This is a genomic window from Vreelandella lutescens (genome assembly GCF_014640815.1).
Classification (GTDB): domain Bacteria; phylum Pseudomonadota; class Gammaproteobacteria; order Pseudomonadales; family Halomonadaceae; genus Vreelandella; species Vreelandella lutescens.
This window is the reverse complement of the sequence record NZ_BMHM01000002.1, coordinates 315,454-338,573: the sequence shown is the minus strand read 5'-3', so window position 1 is coordinate 338,573 and position 23,120 is coordinate 315,454. Positions and strand designations below refer to the sequence as shown.

Annotated in this window: 19 protein-coding genes; 8 read left to right on the top strand and 11 right to left on the bottom strand. The window is 56.3% G+C overall.

Translation table 11 applies throughout. The features are described 5' to 3' along the window. The first annotated feature begins 12 nt into the window (after positions 1-12). A complete protein-coding gene (locus IEW65_RS05835) occupies positions 13-1,752 on the top strand; it encodes an ABC transporter substrate-binding protein (RefSeq protein WP_188638548.1) in 1,740 nt (579 codons plus the stop codon). A 123-nt stretch (positions 1,753-1,875) separates the two neighbouring features. Further along, the gene (locus IEW65_RS05830; RefSeq protein WP_188638547.1) at positions 1,876-3,516 is read left to right on the top strand and encodes a glycerol-3-phosphate dehydrogenase/oxidase; all 1,641 of its coding nucleotides are present in this window, start codon (positions 1,876-1,878) and stop codon (positions 3,514-3,516) included. Positions 3,517-3,631: 115 nt separating this feature from the next. Here IEW65_RS05830 and IEW65_RS05825 read toward each other — a convergent pair whose 3' ends face one another. The 7 genes from IEW65_RS05825 to IEW65_RS05795 form a co-directional block, all read right to left on the bottom strand. Next, entirely contained in the window at positions 3,632-3,856 is a 225-nt protein-coding gene (locus IEW65_RS05825; RefSeq protein WP_188638546.1) for a hypothetical protein, read from the bottom strand. 606 nt (positions 3,857-4,462) lie between these two features. After that, a complete protein-coding gene (glpK, locus tag IEW65_RS05820) occupies positions 4,463-5,947 on the bottom strand; it encodes a glycerol kinase GlpK (protein WP_188638545.1) in 1,485 nt (494 codons plus the stop codon). 151 nt (positions 5,948-6,098) lie between these two features. Further along, complete coding sequence (locus IEW65_RS05815; RefSeq protein WP_054645152.1) at positions 6,099-6,857, bottom strand: DeoR/GlpR family transcriptional regulator; 759 nt, start codon at positions 6,855-6,857, stop codon at positions 6,099-6,101. A gap of 127 nt (positions 6,858-6,984) precedes the next feature. Continuing rightward, positions 6,985-8,823 (bottom strand): SLC13 family permease, encoded by a 1,839-nt coding sequence (locus IEW65_RS05810; protein WP_188638544.1) that lies wholly within the window; start codon positions 8,821-8,823, stop codon positions 6,985-6,987. A 144-nt stretch (positions 8,824-8,967) separates the two neighbouring features. After that, on the bottom strand, positions 8,968-9,771 hold the full coding sequence (locus IEW65_RS05805; protein WP_188638543.1) for an enoyl-CoA hydratase-related protein: 804 nt from the start codon (positions 9,769-9,771) through the stop codon (positions 8,968-8,970). After that, a complete protein-coding gene (locus tag IEW65_RS05800; protein WP_188638542.1) occupies positions 9,768-11,948 on the bottom strand; it encodes an acetate--CoA ligase family protein in 2,181 nt (726 codons plus the stop codon). Before IEW65_RS05800 ends, IEW65_RS05805 begins: the two co-directional genes overlap by 4 nt. A gap of 72 nt (positions 11,949-12,020) precedes the next feature. Further along, on the bottom strand, positions 12,021-12,830 hold the full coding sequence (locus IEW65_RS05795) for an enoyl-CoA hydratase/isomerase family protein (protein ID WP_188638541.1): 810 nt from the start codon (positions 12,828-12,830) through the stop codon (positions 12,021-12,023). 186 nt (positions 12,831-13,016) lie between these two features. On the opposite strand from IEW65_RS05795, the gene IEW65_RS05790 reads away from it, so the two are divergent. Next, positions 13,017-13,913: a MurR/RpiR family transcriptional regulator gene (locus IEW65_RS05790; protein WP_188638540.1), complete on the top strand. Its 897-nt coding sequence runs from the start codon at positions 13,017-13,019 to the stop codon at positions 13,911-13,913. A gap of 133 nt (positions 13,914-14,046) precedes the next feature. Here IEW65_RS05790 and IEW65_RS05785 read toward each other — a convergent pair whose 3' ends face one another. After that, on the bottom strand, positions 14,047-15,024 hold the full coding sequence (locus IEW65_RS05785) for an NADPH:quinone reductase (protein ID WP_188638539.1): 978 nt from the start codon (positions 15,022-15,024) through the stop codon (positions 14,047-14,049). Between the two features lie 176 nt (positions 15,025-15,200). Between IEW65_RS05785 and IEW65_RS05780 the strand changes: the two genes are divergently transcribed. Together IEW65_RS05780 and nfo are read left to right on the top strand one after the other, a co-directional pair. Then, positions 15,201-15,977, top strand: a complete 777-nt coding sequence (locus IEW65_RS05780; RefSeq protein ID WP_188638538.1) for a glycerophosphodiester phosphodiesterase family protein — start codon at positions 15,201-15,203, stop codon at positions 15,975-15,977. Between the two features lie 20 nt (positions 15,978-15,997). After that, on the top strand, positions 15,998-16,858 hold the full coding sequence (gene nfo, locus IEW65_RS05775; RefSeq protein ID WP_188638537.1) for a deoxyribonuclease IV: 861 nt from the start codon (positions 15,998-16,000) through the stop codon (positions 16,856-16,858). Here nfo and IEW65_RS05770 read toward each other — a convergent pair. Further along, positions 16,828-17,415: a helix-turn-helix domain-containing protein gene (locus tag IEW65_RS05770; RefSeq protein ID WP_188638536.1), complete on the bottom strand. Its 588-nt coding sequence runs from the start codon at positions 17,413-17,415 to the stop codon at positions 16,828-16,830. The two genes, nfo and IEW65_RS05770, sit on opposite strands and share 31 nt — an antisense overlap. Positions 17,416-17,581: 166 nt before the next feature. Here IEW65_RS05770 and IEW65_RS05765 point away from each other — a divergent pair, with 166 nt between their 5' ends. Continuing rightward, positions 17,582-18,787, top strand: a complete 1,206-nt coding sequence (locus tag IEW65_RS05765) for a benzoate/H(+) symporter BenE family transporter (protein WP_229755499.1) — start codon at positions 17,582-17,584, stop codon at positions 18,785-18,787. Positions 18,788-18,890: 103 nt separating this feature from the next. On the opposite strand, the gene IEW65_RS05760 is transcribed toward IEW65_RS05765, so the two are convergent. Then, the gene (locus IEW65_RS05760; RefSeq protein ID WP_054641308.1) at positions 18,891-19,325 is read right to left on the bottom strand and encodes a hypothetical protein; all 435 of its coding nucleotides are present in this window, start codon (positions 19,323-19,325) and stop codon (positions 18,891-18,893) included. A gap of 252 nt (positions 19,326-19,577) precedes the next feature. Here IEW65_RS05760 and IEW65_RS05755 point away from each other — a divergent pair, with 252 nt between their 5' ends. Both IEW65_RS05755 and IEW65_RS05750 read left to right on the top strand, forming a co-directional pair. Next, a complete protein-coding gene (locus IEW65_RS05755) occupies positions 19,578-21,302 on the top strand; it encodes a proline--tRNA ligase (RefSeq protein WP_188638535.1) in 1,725 nt (574 codons plus the stop codon). Between the two features lie 106 nt (positions 21,303-21,408). Continuing rightward, positions 21,409-21,921 carry a lytic transglycosylase domain-containing protein gene (locus tag IEW65_RS05750; RefSeq protein ID WP_229755485.1) on the top strand — a complete coding sequence of 171 codons (513 nt, stop codon included), beginning with the start codon at positions 21,409-21,411 and terminating at the stop codon, positions 21,919-21,921. On the opposite strand, the gene IEW65_RS05745 is transcribed toward IEW65_RS05750, so the two are convergent. Then, positions 21,918-23,120, bottom strand: coding sequence for a PqqD family protein (locus IEW65_RS05745; RefSeq protein ID WP_188638534.1), 1,203 nt, complete (start codon positions 23,118-23,120; stop codon positions 21,918-21,920). The genes IEW65_RS05750 and IEW65_RS05745 overlap by 4 nt on opposite strands.

The following is a 23,120-nucleotide window of genomic DNA, read 5'->3' as shown; positions in this document are numbered from 1 at the left end:
AACGAGGTCAACATGCGTAATAACAAGTTCAAACTCACTACCCTCGCCGCTAGCCTCATGCTCGCCTCGGGGAGCCTGATGGCAGATGACCATGACGCGAGGGCAATCGCCGAGCGCTTGGTCGATGAACACTTCCAGAACTCAACGCTTAGCCGCGAAGAGCAGATCGAAGAGCTGCTATGGTTTGCCAAAGCCGCTGAACCCTTCCGCGGTATGGATATTCAGACCGTGGCAGAGGGCTTAACCACGCACGTATATGAAAGCGAAGTGCTTGCCACTGCGTTTAGCGAGCTGACCGGCATCAACCTGACCCACAATATTATCGGCGAAGGTGACGTGGTCGATACCATGCAGAACCAGATGCAGTCGGGCAACAGCATCTACGACGGCTTTGTGAACGACACTGACTCCATCGGCACCCACATTCGCTACGGCACCACCATCAATCTAAGCCAAGCCATGGAAAACGAGTGGGCGGATTACACCCTACCCACCCTGGACCTGGACGACTTCATCGGCCTGCAGTACGGCACCGGTCCGGATGGCAGCCTCTATCAACTGCCTACCCAGCAGTTCGCCAACCTGTACTGGTTCCGCTATGACTGGTTCCAGCGTGAAGACCTGCAAGAGCAATTCCGTGAAATTTACGGCTACGATCTAGGCGTGCCTACCAACTGGACCGCCTATGAAGATATCGCCGAGTTCTTTACCGAGCATGTCGGTGAAATCGACGGTACCAAAGTGTACGGGCACATGGACTATGGCCGCCGCGACCCATCGCTGGGCTGGCGCTTCCATGACTCCTGGCTCTCGATGGCAGGTATGGGCAGCCCCGGCGTACCGTCCGGTAACCCGGTGGATGACTGGGGTATTCGTGTCAACGAAGATAGCCAGCCGGTCGGCGCAAGCGTTAGCCGTGGTGGTGCTACCAACTCCCCTGCATCTGTGTTTGCGATGCAGAAAGCCGTGGATTGGCTGCGTGACTTCGCACCGCCAGAAGCACAGGGCATGACCTTTGGTGAAGCAGGCCCTGTACCTGCGCAAGGCCATATCGCTCAGCAGATCTTCTGGTACACCGCCTTTACCGCCGATATGACCGACCCCGCTGTGGCCGTAACCGATGATGAAGGCAACCCGCTGTGGCGCATGGCACCTTCCCCCACAGGCCCGTACTGGGAAGAAGGCATGAAAGTCGGTTATCAGGACGTAGGCGCTTGGACCTTCTTTGACTCCACGCCAGAAGACCGCCGCACCGCTGCTTGGCTGTTTGCCCAGTTCACCGTGGCGAAAACCACCTCGCTGGAAAAACTGATGGCTGGCCTAACGCCGATTCGCGAGTCTGACATCTTCTCTGAGCAGATGACCGAAATGGCACCCAAGCTGGGCGGTTTGGTGGAGTTCTACCGCAGCCCGAACGAGTCTAACTGGACCCCCACCGGTACCAACGTACCTGACTACCCACGTATGGCACCGCTGTGGTGGCAGAACCTGGCTCCGGTCATGAGTGGTGAAGTTACGCCCCAGGAAGGTCTCGATAAGCTGGCGGCCGACATGGATAACACCATGAACCGCTTAGCACGCGCGAATGTCTTCGACAGCTATGCCCCGGTGCTGAACGAAGAGCGCGACCCGCAGTACTGGCTTGATCAGGAAGGCTCACCGAAGCCGAAGCTAGACGATGAAATGCCGCAGGGAACCACCGTTCCTTACGATGAAATGATGGAAGCATGGATGGCGGCTGGTACCCGCTAATGCCTGCCGGGCGGGCGCAAGCCCGCCCATTTCAGTGGTGTCATCAGTGGAGCAGCATGGCTTTCTTCACTGTTTGGGACCACACACCAACACGGGGCTTTTTCTTAATTAATTGGAACCGCTATGAAACTGCGTAACCGTAATGTCGAGAAATTGCACACTGATGACTATGACGCACTGATTATCGGTGGCGGCATCAATGGTGCAGCAACCGCCGCCGCCTTGGCAGGCAAAGGTGCCAAAGTGGCTCTGATTGACCGTGGCGACTTTGCTGGCAGTACCAGCATGCACTCCTCAAACCTGGTTTGGGGCGGCATTAAATACATGGAAAGCAAAGACTTTGCACTGGTGCGCAAGCTCTGCAAAAGCCGCAATCACTTAATAAAAAGCTACCCCTCTACCGTTCAAGAAATTCGTTTTCTTACCACGATTACTAAAGGTTTCCGCCACTCTCCACGCTATTTGTGGGCGGGCACCTGGCTCTACTGGCTGATGGGCAACGGTTTTACGAAACTGCCGCGCTTGCTCTCGCCCAAAAAGATCAAGCAAGAAGAACCGATTATTGATATCAACGGTGCCGTTGGCGGGTTTGAATACTCTGATGCTTACCTGCACGATAACGACGCCCGCTTTGTGTTTAATTTTGTACGCCATGCGCTGAACTACGGTGCTGTGGCCGCAAACTACGTTGAGTCCCTGGGCGCTGAACGCGAGGGCGATACCTGGATCACGAAAGCGCGCAACGTGATGGATGGCAGCACGTTCAACATCCGCTCTAAAGTGCTGATTAACGCCGCTGGCCCCTGGGTTGACCAACACAATGCACTCACTGGGCAAAAAACCACCCACCAGCATCTTTACTCCAAAGGCATACACCTCATTGTGCCGCAGCTGACCGACACCAAGCGGGTGCTGGCATTTTTTGCGGATGATGGGCGGCTATTCTTTGTGATTCCAATGGGCAACCGTACCTGTATCGGTACTACAGATACCCATATGGAGCATCCAGAAGTCGACGTGACGGCCGATGATATCGCGTTCGTTTTGGAAAACATCAACAAACGCCTTACATTAGACAAACCGCTGACCCAAGACGATATTATCTCTACCCGCTGCGGCGTGCGCCCTTTGGCCATTAAAGCCGATCAAGGCAGCGACCGGGATTTCCTGCAGCTATCGCGCAAACACGTCATCGATACCAACCCAGAGAGCGCGCATATCAGCATCTTTGGCGGCAAACTGACGGATTGCCTCAACGTAGGTGATGAAATTGCAGAAGACGTCAAACGGCTTGGCGTGCCGTTAAGCGATCCTAACTTCCACTGGTACGGCGAGCCACCCGAGCCGGTAAAGCAGCAGTTTATGGATCAAGCCAAACGCATGAACCTGGATGACATGACAGCGGCGACTTCTTCAGAGCCGCTCTCTTCGCGGCTGTGGCGGCGCTACGCGGAACAGGCGATGCCCATGCTTGAAAAAATCCGCCAAGATCCCTCTGAGGCCGACATTTTAATTGAGGGGACCGAGTATATTCGCTGTGAGTTAGAGCACGCTCGGGACCATGAGATGATCACCCAGTTGGAAGACTTCCTACGCCGCCGCGCAAAGGTATCGCTGGTCGTTCACCATGAGCAGCTGCGTCAGTCGCCAGGGCTTAAAGAGGCCTGCCGGGTGCTGTTTGGCGAAGAAGCTGAAGAGCGCTTTACTACCTACTTTAAAGAGAACCGCGATACCTCTCGCCCACCGGTAGAAACACTCTCTTAAACCTGAATTCAGGAAACAAAGACGTTAACCGGCATCCGTTATAAATGGCATAAAAAATCCCCCTGCTAACTCAATAGCAGGGGGTATTAAAATTGTGAGTAAGCTAGTTAAGGAATTACTCTTCGTGTTCAACGAGCAATTGAGAATCGCCCGCTAACACCTCATCCCAAGCTTCTTCCAGTGTGCAGCCTAAACGACTATCAATGGTGTCGATAACTTCAACAGCATGTTGGAGCGACTCACGGTTGCCTTTCAGCGCCAGTACGAGCTTGGCTAAATCTTGCTTGCTGAAAGAGCTAGCGATACGGTCGGCTTGTTGGCTCAGTTCGATGCAGTTCATGTTAAGTTCCTCATGGTATGGTCAGCCGCTGCTTGTTATTGTTTGAAGTTCGTTTATAGAACAATCAAGCAGCCATCTTAATTAACGACGAATGGTGACATTGCTACTCATGCTGGGCCGGGTAAGTGCCCAGTTCGGTAACTGCGAAACGGTCACAAGCGTTACAAGACCTTCGCCTTTAGCGCCCTGGTAATGCGGCAGCGCCTCGGTGTGTAGCAAGGAGCAGTTCGGGGTATCGGGATAACAAAACACCGCCCTGATCCATGACTTCACTATGGTTCACGCAAGCAATGCTCACAATGCATCATTGGCAGCAGGCGCGGTTGTAGCTTGACTACATACGCACCACAACACCGTATTTGGTGATGGTTACTTTCAGGAAGGGAGTTAAACGACTGTTTTAACAGACACGACGAAAAAGAAGCGAGTCAGCTAACGATGCTTAAAAACAAGAAACGCGCGAATAAATTAAAAAGCGAGTGAAGTTTACACTTAAATAACGAATCCTCTATACGACCAAGGGCGATAGCCACGCTAGAAAACAACCATAAAAAAACGCCGCTATTAGCTTAGCGGCGTTATATCACTTATTTACAAGGTGTGCGTTTAGCTGGAGCGCACCCGAGAAACCGCATCCAACCAGCCTTGATAGAGCTTTTCACGGGTTGCCTCTTCCATACTGGGCGTAAAGCTACGCTCACAGCGCCAGAGCTGCTCAATCTCTTCTAGCGTGTCGTACCACCCCAGACGTAACCCCGCCAGGTAAGCTGCCCCCAGTGCCGTGGTTTCCAGAATCGTCGGGCGATCCACCTGAACATTGAGCATATCGGCCAAGAACTGCATGACCCAGCTGTTTTTCACCATACCGCCATCAACACGCAGGTTGCCCGGTGCGGCTTCCATGTCATCGTTCATACAGTGCTGCAGGTCGCGGGTTTGGTAACACACCGCCTGAAGCCCCGCCGCAACGATTTCTGCAATGCCGGTATCGCGGGTTAAGCCAAAAATCGCGCCACGGGCTTTGGGGTCCCAATGGGGCGCTCCTAACCCGGTAAAAGCCGGCACCAAATAAACGCTGTGGCCGCTGCGGGTCTTCTGTGCCAGCGCTTCGGTTTCCGAGGCATCGGCAAACAGGTTCAAACCATCTCGTAGCCACTGCACCGTTGCCCCCGCCACAAAGATGCTGCCCTCCATGGCATAGGTGGGCTTGCCGTTAATGCGGTAGCCAATGGTGGTCAGCAGGCGATTACGCGATACCGAGGCCGTTTCCCCGGTGTTCACAATCATAAAGCAGCCAGTACCGTAAGTGCTTTTACCCATGCCGGGTTTAAAACACGCCTGCCCAACCAGGGCCGCCTGCTGGTCGCCCGCCACCCCTGCAATCGGCAACGGAGCGCCCAGCCAGTGAGCCTCGACGGTGCCAAAATCGTCGCTTGAATCTTTCACCTCGGGGAGCATATTGGCGGGCACGTTAAACAGTGCCAGCAGCTCGTCATCCCACGTTTGGTTATGAATATTAAACAGCGCCGTGCGCGAAGCGTTGGTGGCATCAGTGACGTGCCGTTTACCGTCGGTCAAGCGCCACATCAAAAAGCTATCGACGGTGCCAAACGCCAGCTCGCCCCGGGCGGCGCGCTCGCGCGCCCCTTCTACGTTATCGAGTATCCAGGCAAGTTTGGTCGCTGAAAAATATGGGTCGATCAGCAGGCCGGTTTTGGCCTGTACGGCCTCGGTGTGGCCCGCGTCACGCAGCGCTTGGCAGCGCTCAGAGGTGCGCCGATCCTGCCACACAATAGCGTTATAAAGCGGCTTGCCAGTGGCGCGGTCCCACACCACGGTGGTCTCACGCTGGTTGGTAATGCCCACGCCATCCACTTGTTCTGGCGTTATCTTGGCTTTATTCAACACCTCGCGGCAGGTGGCAATCACTGAATCCCAAATGTCTTCGGGGTTGTGTTCAATCCACCCATCTTGCGGAAAGTGTTGAGGAAACTCTTGCTGGGCAACTGCCGCAATTTGGCCTTGGCGGTCAAATAGAATAGCGCGGGAGCTGGTCGTGCCTTGATCAATGGCGAGAATAAAGGAGGACATATCGCGTTCACTTTGTTGTAGGATCTTTCGATTTTGTCTGTTTTGTTTCGTTTTATTATCATTCAAGGCTACTCCAGCCGCCTAAAATGCTCAAGTATGAAACTCTCCCACCTTAGCCATAGCGCGGCGTAGAGGCCTTTATTGAGGCTAACTAGGCAATGTGCAGCGCTACATCGTGCTGGGTAAGCAGCCGCTGAATCGCCTCAGGGGGTTTACGGTCGGTAAAGAGCGCATCCAACTGGGAGATATTGCCCTGTCGAACGACCGGGTTACGGTGGAATTTTGAGTAGTCCGCTGCCAAGTAGACCCGCCGCGAGTTAGCAATAATCGCCTGGGCAACGCGCACTTCCTGGTAATCAAACTCCAGCAGCGAGCCATCTTCATCAATACCGCTGATGCCGATGATGCCGTAATCCACCTTGAACTGATTGATAAAGTCGATGGTAGCCTCGCCAATAATCCCGCCATCACGAGAACGCACCTGCCCGCCTGCAATGATCACGGTGAAGTCCTCTTTATGCTGAAGAATCGCCGCCACATTCAGGTTGTTGGTAATGATCTCTAGCCCTTGGTGCTCTAAAAGCGCCTGGGCGATCATTTCATTGCTGGTACCGATATTGATGAACAGCGATGCATGATGGGGAATATGCTGCGCCAAGCAGCGTGCAATGCGCTCTTTCTCTTCTAAGTGCAGCGTTTTGCGGGTGCTATAAGCGGTATTCACCGTGCTTGATTCTACGCCAACGCCGCCATGTACGCGGCGCACACGGCCTTCATTGGCTAGCGTATTCAAGTCACGGCGAATGGTTTGCGGAGTGACCGCGAAGTGTTCGGTAAGCTGCTCAATACTCATATAGCCGTGCTGGCGAACCAGCTCGACAATGGCATCCTGGCGGTACTGTTGATTCATAAGCCCGGCCTGTTCGATATTTGTTGGTCTATGTGCGTTATAGATTAGCAAAATTTTCGTAATCTAATAGCGCGAACATTCGAACAGGCCGGGCGCTGGCCTTAGCCCAGCGCTCTATAGCGCCAGCCTAAAGCGGCCACACCCACAAAATTGCAGGAATGGCAGTTGCCATCACTACCAGAGAAAGCGGCAGCCCAAGCTTCCAGTAGTCGCTAAACCGATAGCCCCCTGGGCCAAGCACCAGGGTGTTCGACTGGTGCCCAATTGGGGTTAGAAATGCGCAGGAGGCGCTGACGGCCACCACCATCAAAAACGGATCCAGCGAGGCATCGAAACCGTTGGCGAGGCTCGCCGCAATGGGCGCCATTAACAGGGCCGCGGCTGCGTTGTTCACGACGTTCGATAGCAGCATGGAGAGAAGAAACAGACCCACTAGCGAGACAATAATCGGCCACTCTACGCCAAACCGTAGCAGCGCGTCGGCAATGATATCCGCCCCACCGCTGGTTTCCAGCGCTTCCCCCACTGGCAACATGGCAGCAAGCAGTACAATCACCGGGCCATCAATCGCCTGATAGCCATCCCTCAACGGCAGCACGCCAATCAACAGCGACACCAGCGCCGCAGTGCTCATCGCCACGGCAGCAGGCAGAAGATCAAACAGCATCGCCACTATGGCAAGCGCGAAAATACCCACCGACATAGCAAGCTTACGCGGCTGCCCTAAATGCAGCTCACGGCTGGCCAGCGGCAGGCACCCTAGGCTCGATAAACTGTCGGTGATTTCGTTTTCACTGCCTTGCAGCAGCAGTACGTCCCCCGTTTGGAAACGGATATCCCGCAGGCGCTGCTTCAGACGACCACCGTCACGGGCCACGGCCACTAAGTGCAAACCAAACTGTTGATTAAGGCGCAGCTGCCGCACGCTGCGATTAATCATCATCGAATCATTGCGCACCACGGCTTCAATGAGCTGTAGGCCTTCGGTATCGACCGCTTGGCGCTCATCGCTCTTCTTAGCGTCCGTTTCCTGCTCCGATTCTTCCTCGGGCTCTTCAGGTTCCGCGATAGCGCTTAGGCCTATTTTGTCTTCCAGCAGTTTTAACTCATCGGGCCCGGCTTCCAGTAAGAGGATATCGCCCTCTTGGAGCACCCCATGAAACTGATAGCCCGCCCGGCGGTTGTCTTCCCGAACGACGGCCAGCACAGGGATAGTCTCATCCAGCTCGTCGCGCAGCTGCTGCAGGGTAAGGCCATTAGCTTTAGAGTCTTTGGTAACGTTGAGCTCGACCAGATAGTTAGCGGTATCGAACATATCGTCGGCGGCCGCCTGGCCGCTGCGTTTAGGCGTCAGGCGCCAACCCACCAAGACGATAAACGCCAAACCAACAAGCGCAACCACAACCCCCACGGGCGAGAAACTAAACATGCCAAAGTTGTCGCCGGTAATATTGCCCCGGTAAGCAGAAATAATGATGTTAGGCGGCGTTCCAATCAGCGTGGTAAGCCCTCCTAACAGAGAGCCAAACGCCAGCGGCATTAACAGCAGTGAAGGAGACGTGTTGTGTTCACGGGCAAGACGCATCGCTACCGGCAACAGTAGCGCCAGCGCCCCTACGTTATTCATCACGCCGGAAAGCACAACCACGGTACCCACCAGTACGAGCAGTTGTAGCATTAAGCGCTCACCCACTTTGAGCACCTGATTGGCGATGACATCCACCACGCCGGAGCGCTCAAAACCACGGCTTAACACAAGCACTGCGGCCACAGTAATCACGGCAGGATGACCAAAGCCTGCGAACGCCTCATCGGCAGGCACAAGCCCCAGCATCACCGAGCCCAGCAGTGCAGCCAAGGCCACCAAATCGTAGCGGAACCGGCCCCATATAAAGGCCGCCAGCGTTAACCCCAGCACGATAAACACCAGCGTGCTGGGAGAGAGTCCTAAGCTTTCCAGAGTCATTCGAGCGCCATCTCCCTATGTTGTCTCAACCAGACGCAGCACTGACTGTTTCGCTCTCCTACAGAAACAGACAGTGCGCGACACATTAGACGATGACTATACAGCCGTATAAGCTCTGAAAAACAGAGAAAATTGACGCATGAGCTACTGTTTCATGCGCGCCAGCAACCGCTCTACCGCCTCTAGGTGCTCGGGTTCGTTGTGGCACATGCCTTGGAACACAGCGCACACATCTAAGAAGGCCTTCAGCTCCATATCGGGGGCCATTTTCATTAATCGTTTGGTGAGTCGTGTCGCTTTCGGGGGCTGGTTCGCTATACGATTGGCATGGGCCAGAGCGGCTTCCATCAGCTGCTCCGGCTCCACCACTTCTAGCACTACACCGTAGGCAAGCGCTTCATCGGCGCTGATCACCCGGCCTGAAAGGGTTAGCTCAAAGGCCCGCTGGTAGCCAATCTGGCGCTGCATAAACCACGCGCCACCATCGCCGGGGATAATGCCCAAGTTAAGAAACGTCTCCCCAAAACTCGCCTTGCGGGAAGCAATACGCAGATCCGCCATGTTGGCCAAATCAAACCCGGCACCAATCGCCGCACCGTTCACAGCGGCAATGATAGGCACTTCCACTTGATTAAGCGCCAGCGGCATTCGCTGAATACCCGTGCGGTAGCGCTCAGCGACTTCGGCGACATCCCCCGCAAAATCGCCATCGCGCTCGGCCATATCTTTTACATTACCCCCAGCACAAAAGGCACTACCTGCGCCGGTAATCACCAGTACCGAGACTTCATGGCAACGGTTCACCCACGCGGCGGTGGCGACGATATCATCCACCAGCGCCGTGCCGGTGAGCGCGTTGCGCACGTCGTGGCGGTTAAGAGTGAGCGTCGCCACGCGGTTTTCCAGGGTTAAGGTAGCATCGGTTAAGTCAGGTAGCGTTTGGCTCATAAGGGGCGCTCCACAATAATTCGGGCATCGACGATGGCATAGTTAGCGGCAGAATGGCCTTCCGGATAGGCAATCACCGGGTTCAAGTCTAGCTCGCAAATCTCCGGGTAGGCCTCTACCAATTGGGATACCCGCATCAGCAGTGACACCAGCGCCTGTTTATCAACACCTGCCCCGCCACGCACCCCCGCCAGCACTTTCTGCGCTTTAATTTGATCGACCATGGACTGCGCATCGCGCCGAGTCAGCGGCAGCGAGCGGAAGGCCACGTCCTCTAGCACCTCCACAAAGATACCGCCCAACCCAAACATCAGCACCGGGCCGAAAATGGGGTCACGCAGCATACCGATAATCACCTCAACGCCCTTCTCAGCCATGGGCGTGACCAGCACGCCCTCTAATTGAGCGTTTGGGTCGTAAGCCCGAGCGTTTGAGTGAATGGTCTGAAAGGCTTCCCGCAGTGCGGCGTCACCCACCAGATTGAGCTTGACCCCGCCCGCGTCGGATTTATGCAGAATATCTTTTGACACCACTTTCATTGCCAGCGGCGCTTTTCCCGAACGCTGGGCTATGTCAGCTAATTCATCCGCACTGCGTACCACCCATTCCTCAGGCACCGCGATGCCGTGCTCTGCGAGCAGTGCTTTCGCTTCAAACTCCAGTAAATCACGCCCTTCCGCCTTGGCCGCTTTTAGCATGGCCTTGCCTGTTTCCGATGGCGCGGCAGGCGCTATCGTCTCCTGCGTTTCTTGGCTAGTCAGGTACTCTCCTCGCTCGCCTAAGGCAGCAAGCACGCGCACCGCATGCTCAATGGAGGCGTACACCGGTAAGCCAGCCTCGTGCAAACGGCGCAGCGCAGGCGGTTTGATGGGGGCATAAAGGCTGTAAATCACCAGCGGTTTCTCGGAGGCTTGAGCAAGCTCGACCATACGCTCCGCGCCGCGCATCTCATCGCCCATCAGCGATTCTGCAAAGCGCAGGCTATACCCGCCAAACATGCCCACTAGAAAGACGCTATCGACGCCTTCATCCGCCATCACCAGCTCAATGCAGCGGGCCAGCAGCGAGGGGCTCGCATCCGAGGAGCCAGCAACGTCCACCGGGTTGATCGTCGAGGCCTGAGGCAGCAGCACCTCGCGCAGTGCAGCACGGGTAGCGTCAGAAAGCTCGGCAAGGGTTAGGCCCGCTTCCGATAAACGATCGGCAGCAATCGTGGCCTGGCCGCCGCCGTCCGAAATCACCGCTACGCGTTTACCTGGCGCTTTTTGCAGCCGCCCCAACCCTTCCGCCACGGGCAGAATTTCATCGGAGTACTGCACCACACTAACCCCTGCCTGGCGCAACAGGTCGACGGTCATTTGGTAGCTACCGGCCAAAGCTCCGGTATGAGAGCTGGCGGCTTTTTGGCCCTGCTCGGTCGCACCAGATTTATACACCACCACCGGCTTCATCGTGGTCACGTCGCGGGCGACCTTTAAAAACTGCTGCCCATCGCGAAAGCCTTCCACATAGAGGGTTGCTACGCGGGTGTGCTCGTCTTCCCCTAGGTAGCGCAGGTAATCGTTAAAGCCGATGTCGCTCTGGTTGCCCGGGCCAACGTAGGTGCTAAATCCCACCTGCCCGTTGTGCTGGGCTTCCAGCGCTAAAGAGAGCAGCATATTGCCGGACTGGGAAACGATGCCAATATCACCCGGCTTAACGTTATCCAGCGCCAGCAAGTTGATCTGATGGTGCAGGTTAAACATGCCAGAGGTGTTCGGGCCAATAATACGCACCCCGTGGGCGCGAGCGGCCTCCATCATCTGCGCCTCTAATGCCGCGCCCGCCTCACCGGTTTCACCAAACCCGCTGGCAAGAATCACCGCCCCTTTCACCCCCCGGCGGCCACACTCGGCGATGAGCGCAGGCACGGTAGCGGCGGGCGTGCACAGCAGCGCAAGCTCAGGACTGCCCGGCATCTCCGCAATAGAAGGCCACGCCTTCACGCCCAAAATGAACTCGGCTTTTGGGTTGATGGGGTAAATGTTTCCCCGGTAGCCGCCTTGAATCAGCCCCACCATGGCTTTATAGCCCCGTTTAGTAGGGTCAGCGGACGCGCCCACCACGGCAATGCCGGTGGGCGCCAATATGTCATGCAGCGGGCTGCGAACTGGAAGACGACCTTCGATAGTGTTCATGGCGTAACCTGTTTGACAAAGAAGTGCGCGACGGCTGGATTCAGACCTAATTCCTGAGGTTGAAGCATGAGATTATTGGCCCTGAAAGTTCGGCGCTCGCCGCTCAGCAAAGGCATCCACCCCCTCTTTCCAGTCCTCGGTGGTGGAACAGGTAAACACTGCGTCTAGCTCCTGCTGCAGCTGGCTTTCCATACTGGTATGGGCGCTGCGGTTGACCAGCGGTTTTAACATCGCCATGGAAACCGGTGCCTGCTTGGCAAGCCGATCAGCAAGCACTTGGGCTTCGGCCATCAACTGCGCTTGGGGGTGGCTTGCCAGCGATAAGCCAATGCTGGCGGCTTCTGGCCCATGCAGTTTGTCGCCTAAATAGAGCAAGCGCCGGGCCTGGGTGAGCCCCACCAGTTGAGGCAGCAGTTTGGAAACGCCGCCGCCCACGCAGGTGCCAATACTGGTTTCTGGAAAGCCGATCTGCGCTTCGTCAGCCATCACGATAAAATCACAGGAAACCGCCATTTCCGCGCCTGCTCCCAGCGCATAGCCGTTAACGGCTGCCACCACCGGCTTACTGAGTTCGGTAATGGCCTCACATACGTCGTTACCTAGCTGCAAGTACGCACGGCGCTGAAACAGCGTGCGCTTAGCGCTGCCGTGGGCCTTCATATCGGCACCGACACAAAACGCGCGCCCTTCGCCGGTTAGCACGACCGCCCTCACCTGTGGCGATTGTTGGGCCCACCGCAACGCTTCTAGTAGCTCACGGTAGAGCGTTTCGATCACCGCATTTAAACGCTCTGGTCGATTGAATCGAATCGTCAAGACATGAGCATCGAAAGAAACCAGCAGCGTTTCGTAACGTGGCAGCGCAGTAGCATCGGCAGACATGGTGCGTTTCTAACCTTCTGTGTGGGGAGTGGCACGAAAAAAGAAACGTTTGTTCTTTTTTAAAAAATATAAAGGAACAAATGTATTTTTTGAACGATAGGCTATGGCGATCCAGGGCGTCAATACATCTGTGACAAAAACATTTATCATTGGCACAAATGTTTTATTTGAAAGGAGTCGGTGGCCATGCCAGATACCGATAGCGGGGCTACAACAGGCCTGGATAGCATTAACCAGCAGCTTGCCGAGCACTACTCAGCGCTTAGCCCACAGTTAAAGCGGGCTGCCAGCTATGTGCTGGAACACCCCATGGAGATGGCGTTTCAGTCGATTCGTAAAACCGCTCAGGCAGCGTCGGTCACGCCTTCCACTCTAGTGCGGCTGGCCAAGCGGCTTGGGTTTGAGAGCTATGAACCGTTTCGAGAAGTCTTCCAATCGGCGGTGCAATCAGCGCCGGTGGAGCTCTCTGGCCGTGCCAGCAAATTAAAGCATCAGCATAGAAACCCAGAAGCAGCGCTGTTTGTGGAGGTGGGCGATGCGGCCTTCGACAATATTGGGAAACTTTTCACCGCGGATAATCAAACACGGGTGAAAGAGGCCGCCGAGCGTATGCTGAAGGCAAGGCGGATAGCGGTGGTGGGGTTTCGCGATACGTTTGCCTGCGCTTACCACTTTGCTTATGTGGGGCGCATCGCGATGCCTGAGGTGACGCTGATTCGCGGCCAAGAAGGTGGCTTGCTAACGGAACTGGCACCGTTCAACGAGCAGGATGTGGTAGTGGCGTTTGGGTTTGAACCCTACTGCGCCGAGACGGTTAAAGCGCTGGAGATTACTCGCGCCAACGGCGTGCAGGCGATTGTGATTACCGATACGCTGCGCTCGCCGCTCGTGCCGGGTGCCAGCGTTACGTTTACCGTCGCCAACGCCACGCCGCACTTTTTTCCGTCGTTATTGGCAGCCATTACTCTCAGCGAAGCGATTTTGGCAGAGTGCGTCGCATTCGGCCCCGACCAGCTTGTCGAAAACGTGGCAAGCTTTGAGAGCCGAATGCGTCAGCTGGGAGCGTATGTAGAGATTGTCTAAACAGTCGGTAATGTCATCAGACCGGAACAACCCCAGGCGGGGGCGCTGTGAATCCCTCCATGGACGCTACTTTCGCCATCCATGGCGAAAGACCCCCGCTACGGGATGATTCCGATCATCTCTCGTAACACCATCACGGCAATAAAATAGTAGAACCGGTGGTTTTACGGCTCTGTAGCGCATCTTGAGCCTTGCCTGCGTCTTGCAACGGGTAGCGGTTGGCCACGTCGATGTGGATTTTGCCGCTTTCGATCATGGCGAAAAACTCTTCGCACATCATCTCAAGACGTTCGCGGGTGTCGGCGTAGCCGTTCAGGCTCGGGCGGGTTACAAATAGCGCCCCTTTTTGGTTCAAAATGCCGATATTCACGCCATCAACAGGGCCCGAAGCGTTGCCAAAGCTCACCATCAGCGAGCGGGGCTTCAAGCAGTCCAGCGACATTTCCCAGGTGTCTTTGCCTACTGAGTCGTATACCACGTCGCACATCTCGCCATTGGTCAGCTCGCGTACCCGCTCTACCACGTTCTCTTCGGTGTAGTTGATGGTCGCCCACGCACCGTTGGCCATGGCGAGGTCGGCTTTTTCTTGCGAGCTAACCGTGCCAATCAGCTTAACGCCGAGCGCCTTGGCCCACTGGCAGGCAATCGAGCCAACGCCACCGGCGGCTGCGTGAAACAGAATGGTCTCACCGCCTTTAAGCTCATAGGTTTGGCGCAGCAGGTACTGCACCGTCAAGCCTTTCAGCATGCTGGCAGCGGCGGTGTCGAAATCGATAAAGTCCGGCAGCTTGACGACTTTAGACGCAGGCAGCGTATGCAGCTCGGCGTAAGCACCCAGCGGGCCTTGGGCATACGCGACACGATCCCCCACTTGAAGGTGCGTGACGCCCTCACCTACGGCATCTACTACACCTGCGCCTTCCGTTCCTAACCCAGAAGGCATGGAGGGTGCCGGGTACAGCCCTGTACGAAAGTAAATATCGATAAAGTTAAGGCCCACCGCTTTATTGGCGATGCGCACTTCACCGGCAGCAGGGGCGGCAGGTTCAACATCCACCCACTCCAACACCTCGGCACCACCGGTCTTAGAAAACTGGATACGCTTAGACATTAATGAGACTCCTGTTATTAATTATTGGACATACCCTGCGCGCTATCCAACCGCGTTGCGGGCTTTAAATCAAGTGATTAGCCCGCTAAGCCGACACACCGCTGTCACAGCTGCATGCTAAACTATGCTCATTGTTTTTTATGAACGCTGATCAGTAACTACTCAACGGACTGGCTATGACCCATCCTGCTATCTCTGTTCCTACGCTTATTGCCCATCGTGGCTATTCCGCGGCAGCCCCTGAAAACACCCTGACAGCAGTGCGTGCGGCACATCAAGCCGGTGCCACTTGGGTAGAGTTGGATGTGCAGTTACTCAACGATGATACGCCCGTCATCTGGCACGACAGCGATGTTAGCCGCTGTTCAGATGGCCGGGGAGAGCTTGCCAGCCTCACATGGCAGCAGGCTCAGCAGTTAGATGTGGGCCATTGGTTCGGTGATCGCTTCGCGGGTGAAAAAATGGCCAGCCTGGAAGCCATGCTCGCCCTGCTGAACGAACTGGAGATGGGCGTTAACCTGGAAATTAAGGTGAACAAAGGGCGTGACCCTATCCGCTTAGTCGATGTCGTACTGCCTGCCGTTTTGGAGGCCCTGCCTCCTGAACGGCTGGTGATCTCTTCGTTTGATCCAGTCGCCCTTGCCCAGTGCCGCCGCCACGCCCCCAAAGAGGCCTTGGCGTTAGGTGCGCTGTTTGGCGGTGTACCCAAAAACTGGCGGGAGCAGTGCGAAGCGGTCGAGGCATACAGTATTCATCCCCACTGGCCACGGCTCAAACAGACACAAGCGGCTGCCATGTGTCGCGATGGCTACCAAATACTCTGCTACACCGCCAACGACCCCAGCGCGTTTGATAGCCGCTGGGCCTGGGGCATTGCCAGCGCCATTACCGATGAGCCAGCCGCTTTTAAGCGCTACTTAGATAACCGCCGACGTAACGGCCAGTCTGCTTAACCTGCTTTTAAAGGGAAACAATGAACTATCTAGGTGCCCATGTGAGCGCGGCGGGCGGTGCTGACCAGGCCGTCCTGCGTGCTGTTGAAATTGGTGCAACGGCATTTGCTTTGTTCACTAAAAATCAGCGTCAGTGGAAGGGAAAACCGCTGACGGACGAGGCCATTGCAGCGTTCAAGCAGGCCTGCAAAAAACACGGCTTTGGCCCTGAGCAGATTCTGCCCCACGACAGCTATTTAATTAATCTGGGACACCCAGAGGCTGAGGGGCTCGCCAAGTCCCGCGCGGCGTTTCTCGATGAGATGCAGCGTTGCGAACAGTTAGGGCTGACGCTGCTTAACTTCCATCCCGGCAGCCATCTGAACAAGATCAGCGAAGCCGAGTGCCTATCGCGCATTGCTGACTCCATCAATGAAGCACTGGCGGCCACCCGTGGCGTGACCGCAGTGATCGAAAACACCGCGGGCCAAGGCACCAACCTCGGCTGGCGTTTTGAGCACTTGGCCGAGATTATCGCTCAAGTGGACGATAAATCTCGGGTGGGCGTATGTATTGATACCTGCCACGCCTTCGCTGCCGGGTACGATCTCCACACCCGCGAAGCGACGCAGGCCTCCCTGGATGAGCTTGGTAACGTCGTAGGTTTTGAGTATTTGCGCGGCATGCATTTAAACGATGCCAAAAGCGCCTTTGCCAGCCGCGTCGACCGCCATCATAGCCTGGGCAAAGGCAATATTGGGCTGGATGCCTTTAGCACCATCATGCAGGACGAGCGCATTCACGGCATCCCGATGATACTAGAAACCATCGAGCCCGAGATCTGGGCCGACGAGCTCAACTGGCTGCGCGCTCAGGTGCCAGAAGCCGCCCCAGGCAAGTAGTGGATGACATCGTGAAAACGTAACCGGGTCGCGGTGTTATTGCGCATGGTGTGGGGCCTATCGGCAAAAAAGCGCAGCCCCTCGCCTGCTCTCAATGTTTGCCAGCGCTCATCAATGCGCAGCTCCATCTCGCCTTCAATGACCACAATGTGCTCCACCACCCCGCTGGCATGCGCCGACGATTCACTAAGCGCGCCAGGAGCGAGCTCGATCATGAACATCTCGAAGCCCAGCAGCGGGTCGTAGGGAAACAGCAGTCGCGCCTGCATACCCGCACTGTCGTCGCCCCACACCGACTCCCAGCCGTCTCGGTGCAGTTCCCCTAATGCAGGTTTATTACTATCAAATAAGGTCGAAAACGACACCCGAAAACCGCTGGCAATCTTCCAGAGCGTCGAGACTGTCGGGCTAGACTCCCCGCGCTCTATCTGACCCAACATGGCTTTACTTACCCCGGTTTCACCGGCCGCTCTGTCCAGGCTCCAGCCGCGCTCCTTACGCAGTTGCCTTACCGTACCCGCAATATGTTCAGCAATCGTATGTGGTTCGCTGGCCATTCTATTCTCCTGTTTCACGCCCTGTCACAAGCCCTGTTACAAGCCCTGTCACAAGTGCTATTACAAACCCTACCGCAACCCATTGTGCGCTATAACGCACAATGGTATGGTGACGAACGTGCGCTATAACGCACATCTTGCCACCACAGCCAGCGAGAGGCTACCCATGGAAGCGCCATCTACCTACCAAGATTCGGTTTCGCCTAGCCTATGGCGCGATATCAGCCTTTCTACCGTCATCGCGGGTTTCGTCGCTGTGGTCATTGGCTATACCAGTTCAGCGGCAATTATCTTCCAAGCCGCAGCAGCCGCCGGTGCCAGCACCGCACAAATTAGCTCATGGCTTTGGGCGCTGGGCATTGGGATGGGTATGACATCGCTGGGGCTATCGCTGCGCTACCGGATGCCGCTGTTAACGGCGTGGTCGACACCGGGGGCGGCGTTTCTGGCGACGAGCCTTCCCGGCATTCCCATCGAAGAAGCCATTGGGGCATTTTTGTTTTCAGCGCTACTGATCACTCTTTGCGGTGTCACGGGGCTGTTTGAGCGCTTGATGCGCCACATCCCCAGCGCCATTGCCTCCGCCATGCTGGCCGGTATTCTGCTGCGCTTTGGGCTGGATCTCTTTAACGTGATGGAGCATCAGTGGCTGCTGCCGCTTACCATGCTGGCCGCCTGGGTAGCAGGCAGGCGCTTATGGCCGACGCTCGCGGTACCCGGCGTGCTAATGACTGGCGTGGCAATTGCCGTTCTACAAGGGCAAATCAGCACGCAGGGGATCCCACTAGCGCCCACGCTGCCTGTGTTTACTGACCCTGTATTTAACCCCATGACGCTGCTCAGCATCGGCGTACCGCTATTTGTGATCACTATGGCGACTCAGAACCTGCCTGGCGTGGCGGTGCTGCGGGCAGCAGGCTACCGGCCCAACAGCTCGCCGCTAATCGCCTGGACAGGCGGCGCTACGCTGCTGCTCGCACCGTTTGGTGGTTACGCGCTCAATATGGCCGCTATCAGCGCCGCCGTGTGCATGGGCCCTGATGCCCACCCAAATCCTCAAAAGCGTTATACCGCGGGCGTGGCCGCTGGCGTTTTTTATATCGCGATGGGCGTCTTCGGTGCCACGGTCACCGGCATCTTCAATGCCCTACCCAGTATATTAGTGATGGCACTGGCAGGTATTGCGCTACTGGGTACTCTAGGCGGCGGTTTAGCGGGCGCATTTGAAAAAAGCGAACAGCGCGATGCGGCCATCGTGACCTTTTTGCTGACCGGTTCGGGCATTACGCTGTTGGGGATCGGGGGAGCCTTTTGGGGCCTAGTGGCTGGCTTAGCCGTCTTGAAAATAACCACAATGAAAGCAAAAACGTAAAAAGCGGTGCGGCAATAAGCAAACGCCCCTGGCAGGTTGACCTGCCAGGGGCGTTCAGAGCATACGTTCTGATAACAACAGTTCTGATAACAACACCGGCCGATTACATCGTGGCCAAGCGCTCTTCATCCAATACGCCGGACATACGCACCATCGCCAGCGCTTCATCCAGGCTATCCATCTCTTCAATCACCAGCAGCTCGTTCTCCAAGCTAACCGGTTGGCCGGCCTTATCTGACAGTAGCTTCTCTAAGGAAGCCACATCCATAGCGTCGTCTAAGTGGTGAATATCTACCGAGGCGCTACTCGCGCTGGGAAGATAGATAGTGCCATTAGAGAAATCCACGGCGTAGGCAATCACCCCTGGAACGATGAAAAACAGCAGACCCACGCCATTGGCAATCGCCACTACCGGGTCTACATCACCGCTCAACTGCCCCTTACGCTCCGGGTAGAACATGGTACCGCAACCGCTTAATGCCACAATGGAGACACCTACAACGGCCCCCGTTAACCAACGGCGAACTGCTTGCTGCATGGAGGTTCCCTCGAAATCTTAACGTACCGATAGCCGATGCTGTCGTGTTTGTTGTGTTCAAATCAGCGACTATCGAATCAAATGCCGCTTGATTCTAGCACACTTCAAGAACAGCACACGCTTGACTGCTGATGTTGGATTTTGCCGCCTTACCCGCTTAGCCGTACAATGCCGGATTCAACGCTCAATTAAGCGCTACGTTCGACACAACGATCCAGCATCACCCCTACCAACCAAGGAATGCTCACGCCCATGCGCGCCAGCCAATTATTGATTGCGACATTAAAAGAAACCCCGGCCGACGCTGAAGTTATCAGCCACCAGTTAATGCTGCGCGCCGGGATGATCCGCCGTCTCACCTCGGGCCTGTATACCTGGCTGCCTCTGGGGCTGCGCACCCTGCGCAAAGTCGAAGCGATTGTGCGTGAAGAGATGAACCGCGCCGGTGCTCAAGAAGTATTGATGCCCGCCGTTCAACCCGCCGACCTGTGGCAAGAGTCTGGCCGCTGGGAACAGTACGGCCCAGAGCTACTGCGTTTAAAAGATCGCCATGACCGCGACTACTGCGTGGGCCCCACCCATGAAGAAGTCATCACTGATCTAGTGCGCAAAGAGATCGCCAGCTACAAGCAGCTGCCGGTGAACTTCTACCAGATTCAAACCAAGTTCCGTGATGAAATTCGTCCACGTTTTGGCGTGATGCGCTCGCGGGAATTCATCATGAAAGATGCCTACTCCTTCCATCTGGACGAAGCCTCTCTCAAAGAGACCTACCAAGGCATGTACGACGCCTATTCGCGCATTTTCACGCGCCTGGGCCTCGACTTCCGCCCGGTCATTGCCGATAACGGCTCCATTGGTGGCACGGGCTCTCATGAATTCCACGTGCTGGCCGACTCCGGCGAAGACGATATCGTGTTCTCCAATGCGTCCGATTACGCCGCCAATATCGAGAAAGCCGAAGCGCTGCCCGCGCCGCTGGGCAGCAACGCCGAGCGCGCTGCCCCCAGCGAAGAGATGCGTTTGGTTGATACACCGGATGCCAAAACCATCGCCACGCTGGTAGAGCAGTTCAAGCTGCCCATTGAGAAAACCGTCAAAACGCTGATGGTTCACGCGGCGGAAGGCGGCCTCATTGCGCTGCTGGTTCGCGGCGACCACGAACTCAACGAAGTGAAAGCGGAAAACCTGCCTCAGGTAAAAGCCCCGCTAACCATGGCCAGCGAAGAGGAAATTCGTGCCGCCGTGGGTGCAGGCCCGGGCTCTTTAGGCCCGGTCGGTTTAGAAATGCCGATCATCATTGACCGCAGCGTTGCCTTAATGAGCGACTTCGGCGCGGGTGCGAATGTCGATGGCAAGCACTACTTCGGCATCAACTGGGAGCGTGATGCTGCCCTGCCGCAGGTAGCTGACCTACGCAACGTGGTGGAAGGCGACCCGTCACCCGATGGCCAAGGCACGCTCTCGATCAAGCGCGGCATCGAAGTCGGTCACGTGTTCCAGCTGGGTCAAAAGTACTCTCAGGCAATGAATGCCAGCGTACTAGGCGACAACGGCAAAACCAGCCATCCATGGATGGGCTGCTACGGTATTGGCGTGACCCGTGTGGTCGCGGCAGCCATCGAGCAGAACCACGATGATGCCGGCATTATTTGGCCCAACGCCATCGCGCCGTTTCAGGTCGCCCTGGTACCAATGAATGCTCACAAATCCCAGCGCGTACGTGAAGAGTCTGAGCGCCTGTACCAAACGCTCACCGCCGCTGGTTTAGACGTCCTGCTGGACGACCGCGACACGCGCCCCGGCGTGAAGTTTGCTGATCTAGAGCTCATGGGCGTACCGCACCGCCTAGTGATTGGCGACCGTGGCTTGGATAACGGCGAGCTAGAGTACAAAGGCCGTCGCGACAGCGAAGCAACGATGATTGCCGCCGATCGGATTGTGGATTTTCTGCGCGAGCAGGCAGGCTTGGTTTAACACTGAGTTATCGATAGGTATGTTGCTGAGCATTCCTGTGTTGCTAAGCATTCCGTGGCGGCGTTTGTCGCCACGGCACGTGACAGGGATGTTGGTGGGTAGCCTTATGATGGCTGTGTCCGCCACGCCAAGCGCGGCGGAGCTTCCGCTGCGTCCCACGCTAGAAACGGCGAGCCAATCGACAGCCTACTATCAGTGGCAGCTACAAGAGTGGCGCAGCCGTATGGATGCGCCACTCTCCCGCTTTATATCCGCACCTGAACAGCGCCACACTCTGCTCACACGGCTCTACCAAGAGGCCAGACTGGCAGGGCTACCGCCCGAGCTGGTACTTGCATTGATCCAGGTAGAGAGCGCCTTTAATGCCGATGCGGTCTCCTCCGCTGGCGCGGTAGGTCTCATGCAGATCATGCCGTTTTGGGTCGCTGAGCTTGGCCTGCCCGTAGACGACCTTACCGAGCCCAACCGCAACCTGCGCTATGGCTGTACCATTCTCGCCCACTACCTTGCCGTCGAACGAGGCGACTTCACTCGGGCACTCGCCCGCTATAACGGCAGCCTGGGGAAGACGTGGTACCCAGAGCGTGTACTCAAAGCGTGGCGAGATCACTGGCGCTAAGCGTTAACGTCTTGAATTAAGCCCGCGTGATAGAACTGCGCGAGTAGCTGAGCCATGTCTTGGCGAACCTGCCCAAACTCTGCGTCTGCAAAAAATCCTGCGAGCGTGTCACTCACGGACTCAAGGTCCATCGGCTCGTGATTTAACAGCGCCCACACAGCCCGGCTGGTGGTGTTCAGCCGATGAATCGCACCGCCCTCCTCGGCAATCACAAATAGCTCATCGCCTAGTGGAAACTCAAACGCCGCGTCACTGGCTTGCCACCGGCGCGCATCCGTTGGCGCAAGGGCAGGTATCACTTCAGGAGTATCGCAAGGGGGCTGGCTGGCACGTGCCAGGCTCTCTAAGTGTTCACTGCCCCAGCGTTGCGTGAGCCACTGAGCCGCTTCAAAGGCATCACGATAACGCAGTAAGAAACACGGCAAGTCCTGAAGCAGCGGCAAGAAGCGCTGTATGAGCGCCTGATCAGATTCGTGCTCGGCGAAATTTTGCTGTAGCAACTGCCATAAACCGTCACCCGGCTGCAAACGGGTCAGCTGCGGCTCGCTCAAGGCGTCGTCGCGGTCAATCAATAGAATCGCGCCCAGCGGGCAACACTGCCCATGGGCAGCTAACTGCTTGTTATTCAAGCGCAGATAGCCATAGCGGGAATCATGAGGACCAAGATGCGCTTGTACAAACTGCTGAAAAATAGGCGAGATCGACTCAGGCAGCGGTAGCCGCAGGCGCGGTGCCACACCCAGCGAAATACCTTCCCCCTGCTTGTTGAGCGCCAGCACATCATCACCAAACACACGCTGCCCGGCCGCCGCAAACGCCGCCGTCAGCGTGCTTTTTCCAGCGCGATGCGCATCGGGAAAAATCACCAGCTTACCGCCCATTTCCACCGAGCCACAATGCAATCCTACGAGCTCTGGGTGGCGATAAAAATAGGCCCCAGCGGCATCTGCAATCACGCTACATGCGGTACCCACGGCGGTATCCAATAGCACGCCTTCCGGCAGGGCGGGCGCTTCCTGCCAATAGCCCTGTGGGTGCCGCCACACGCACACATCAGGTGGCTCATGCACAGCCGTACAGGGCGTTATTGGCCAGCCCGGCATGGCTGCTTTTAAAACAGGCAACAGTGCCTTTGCATTCACTAAGCGAAGACACGGCCCAACACTTTCGAGCGCGTAATCCTGATAATGACGGGGCAT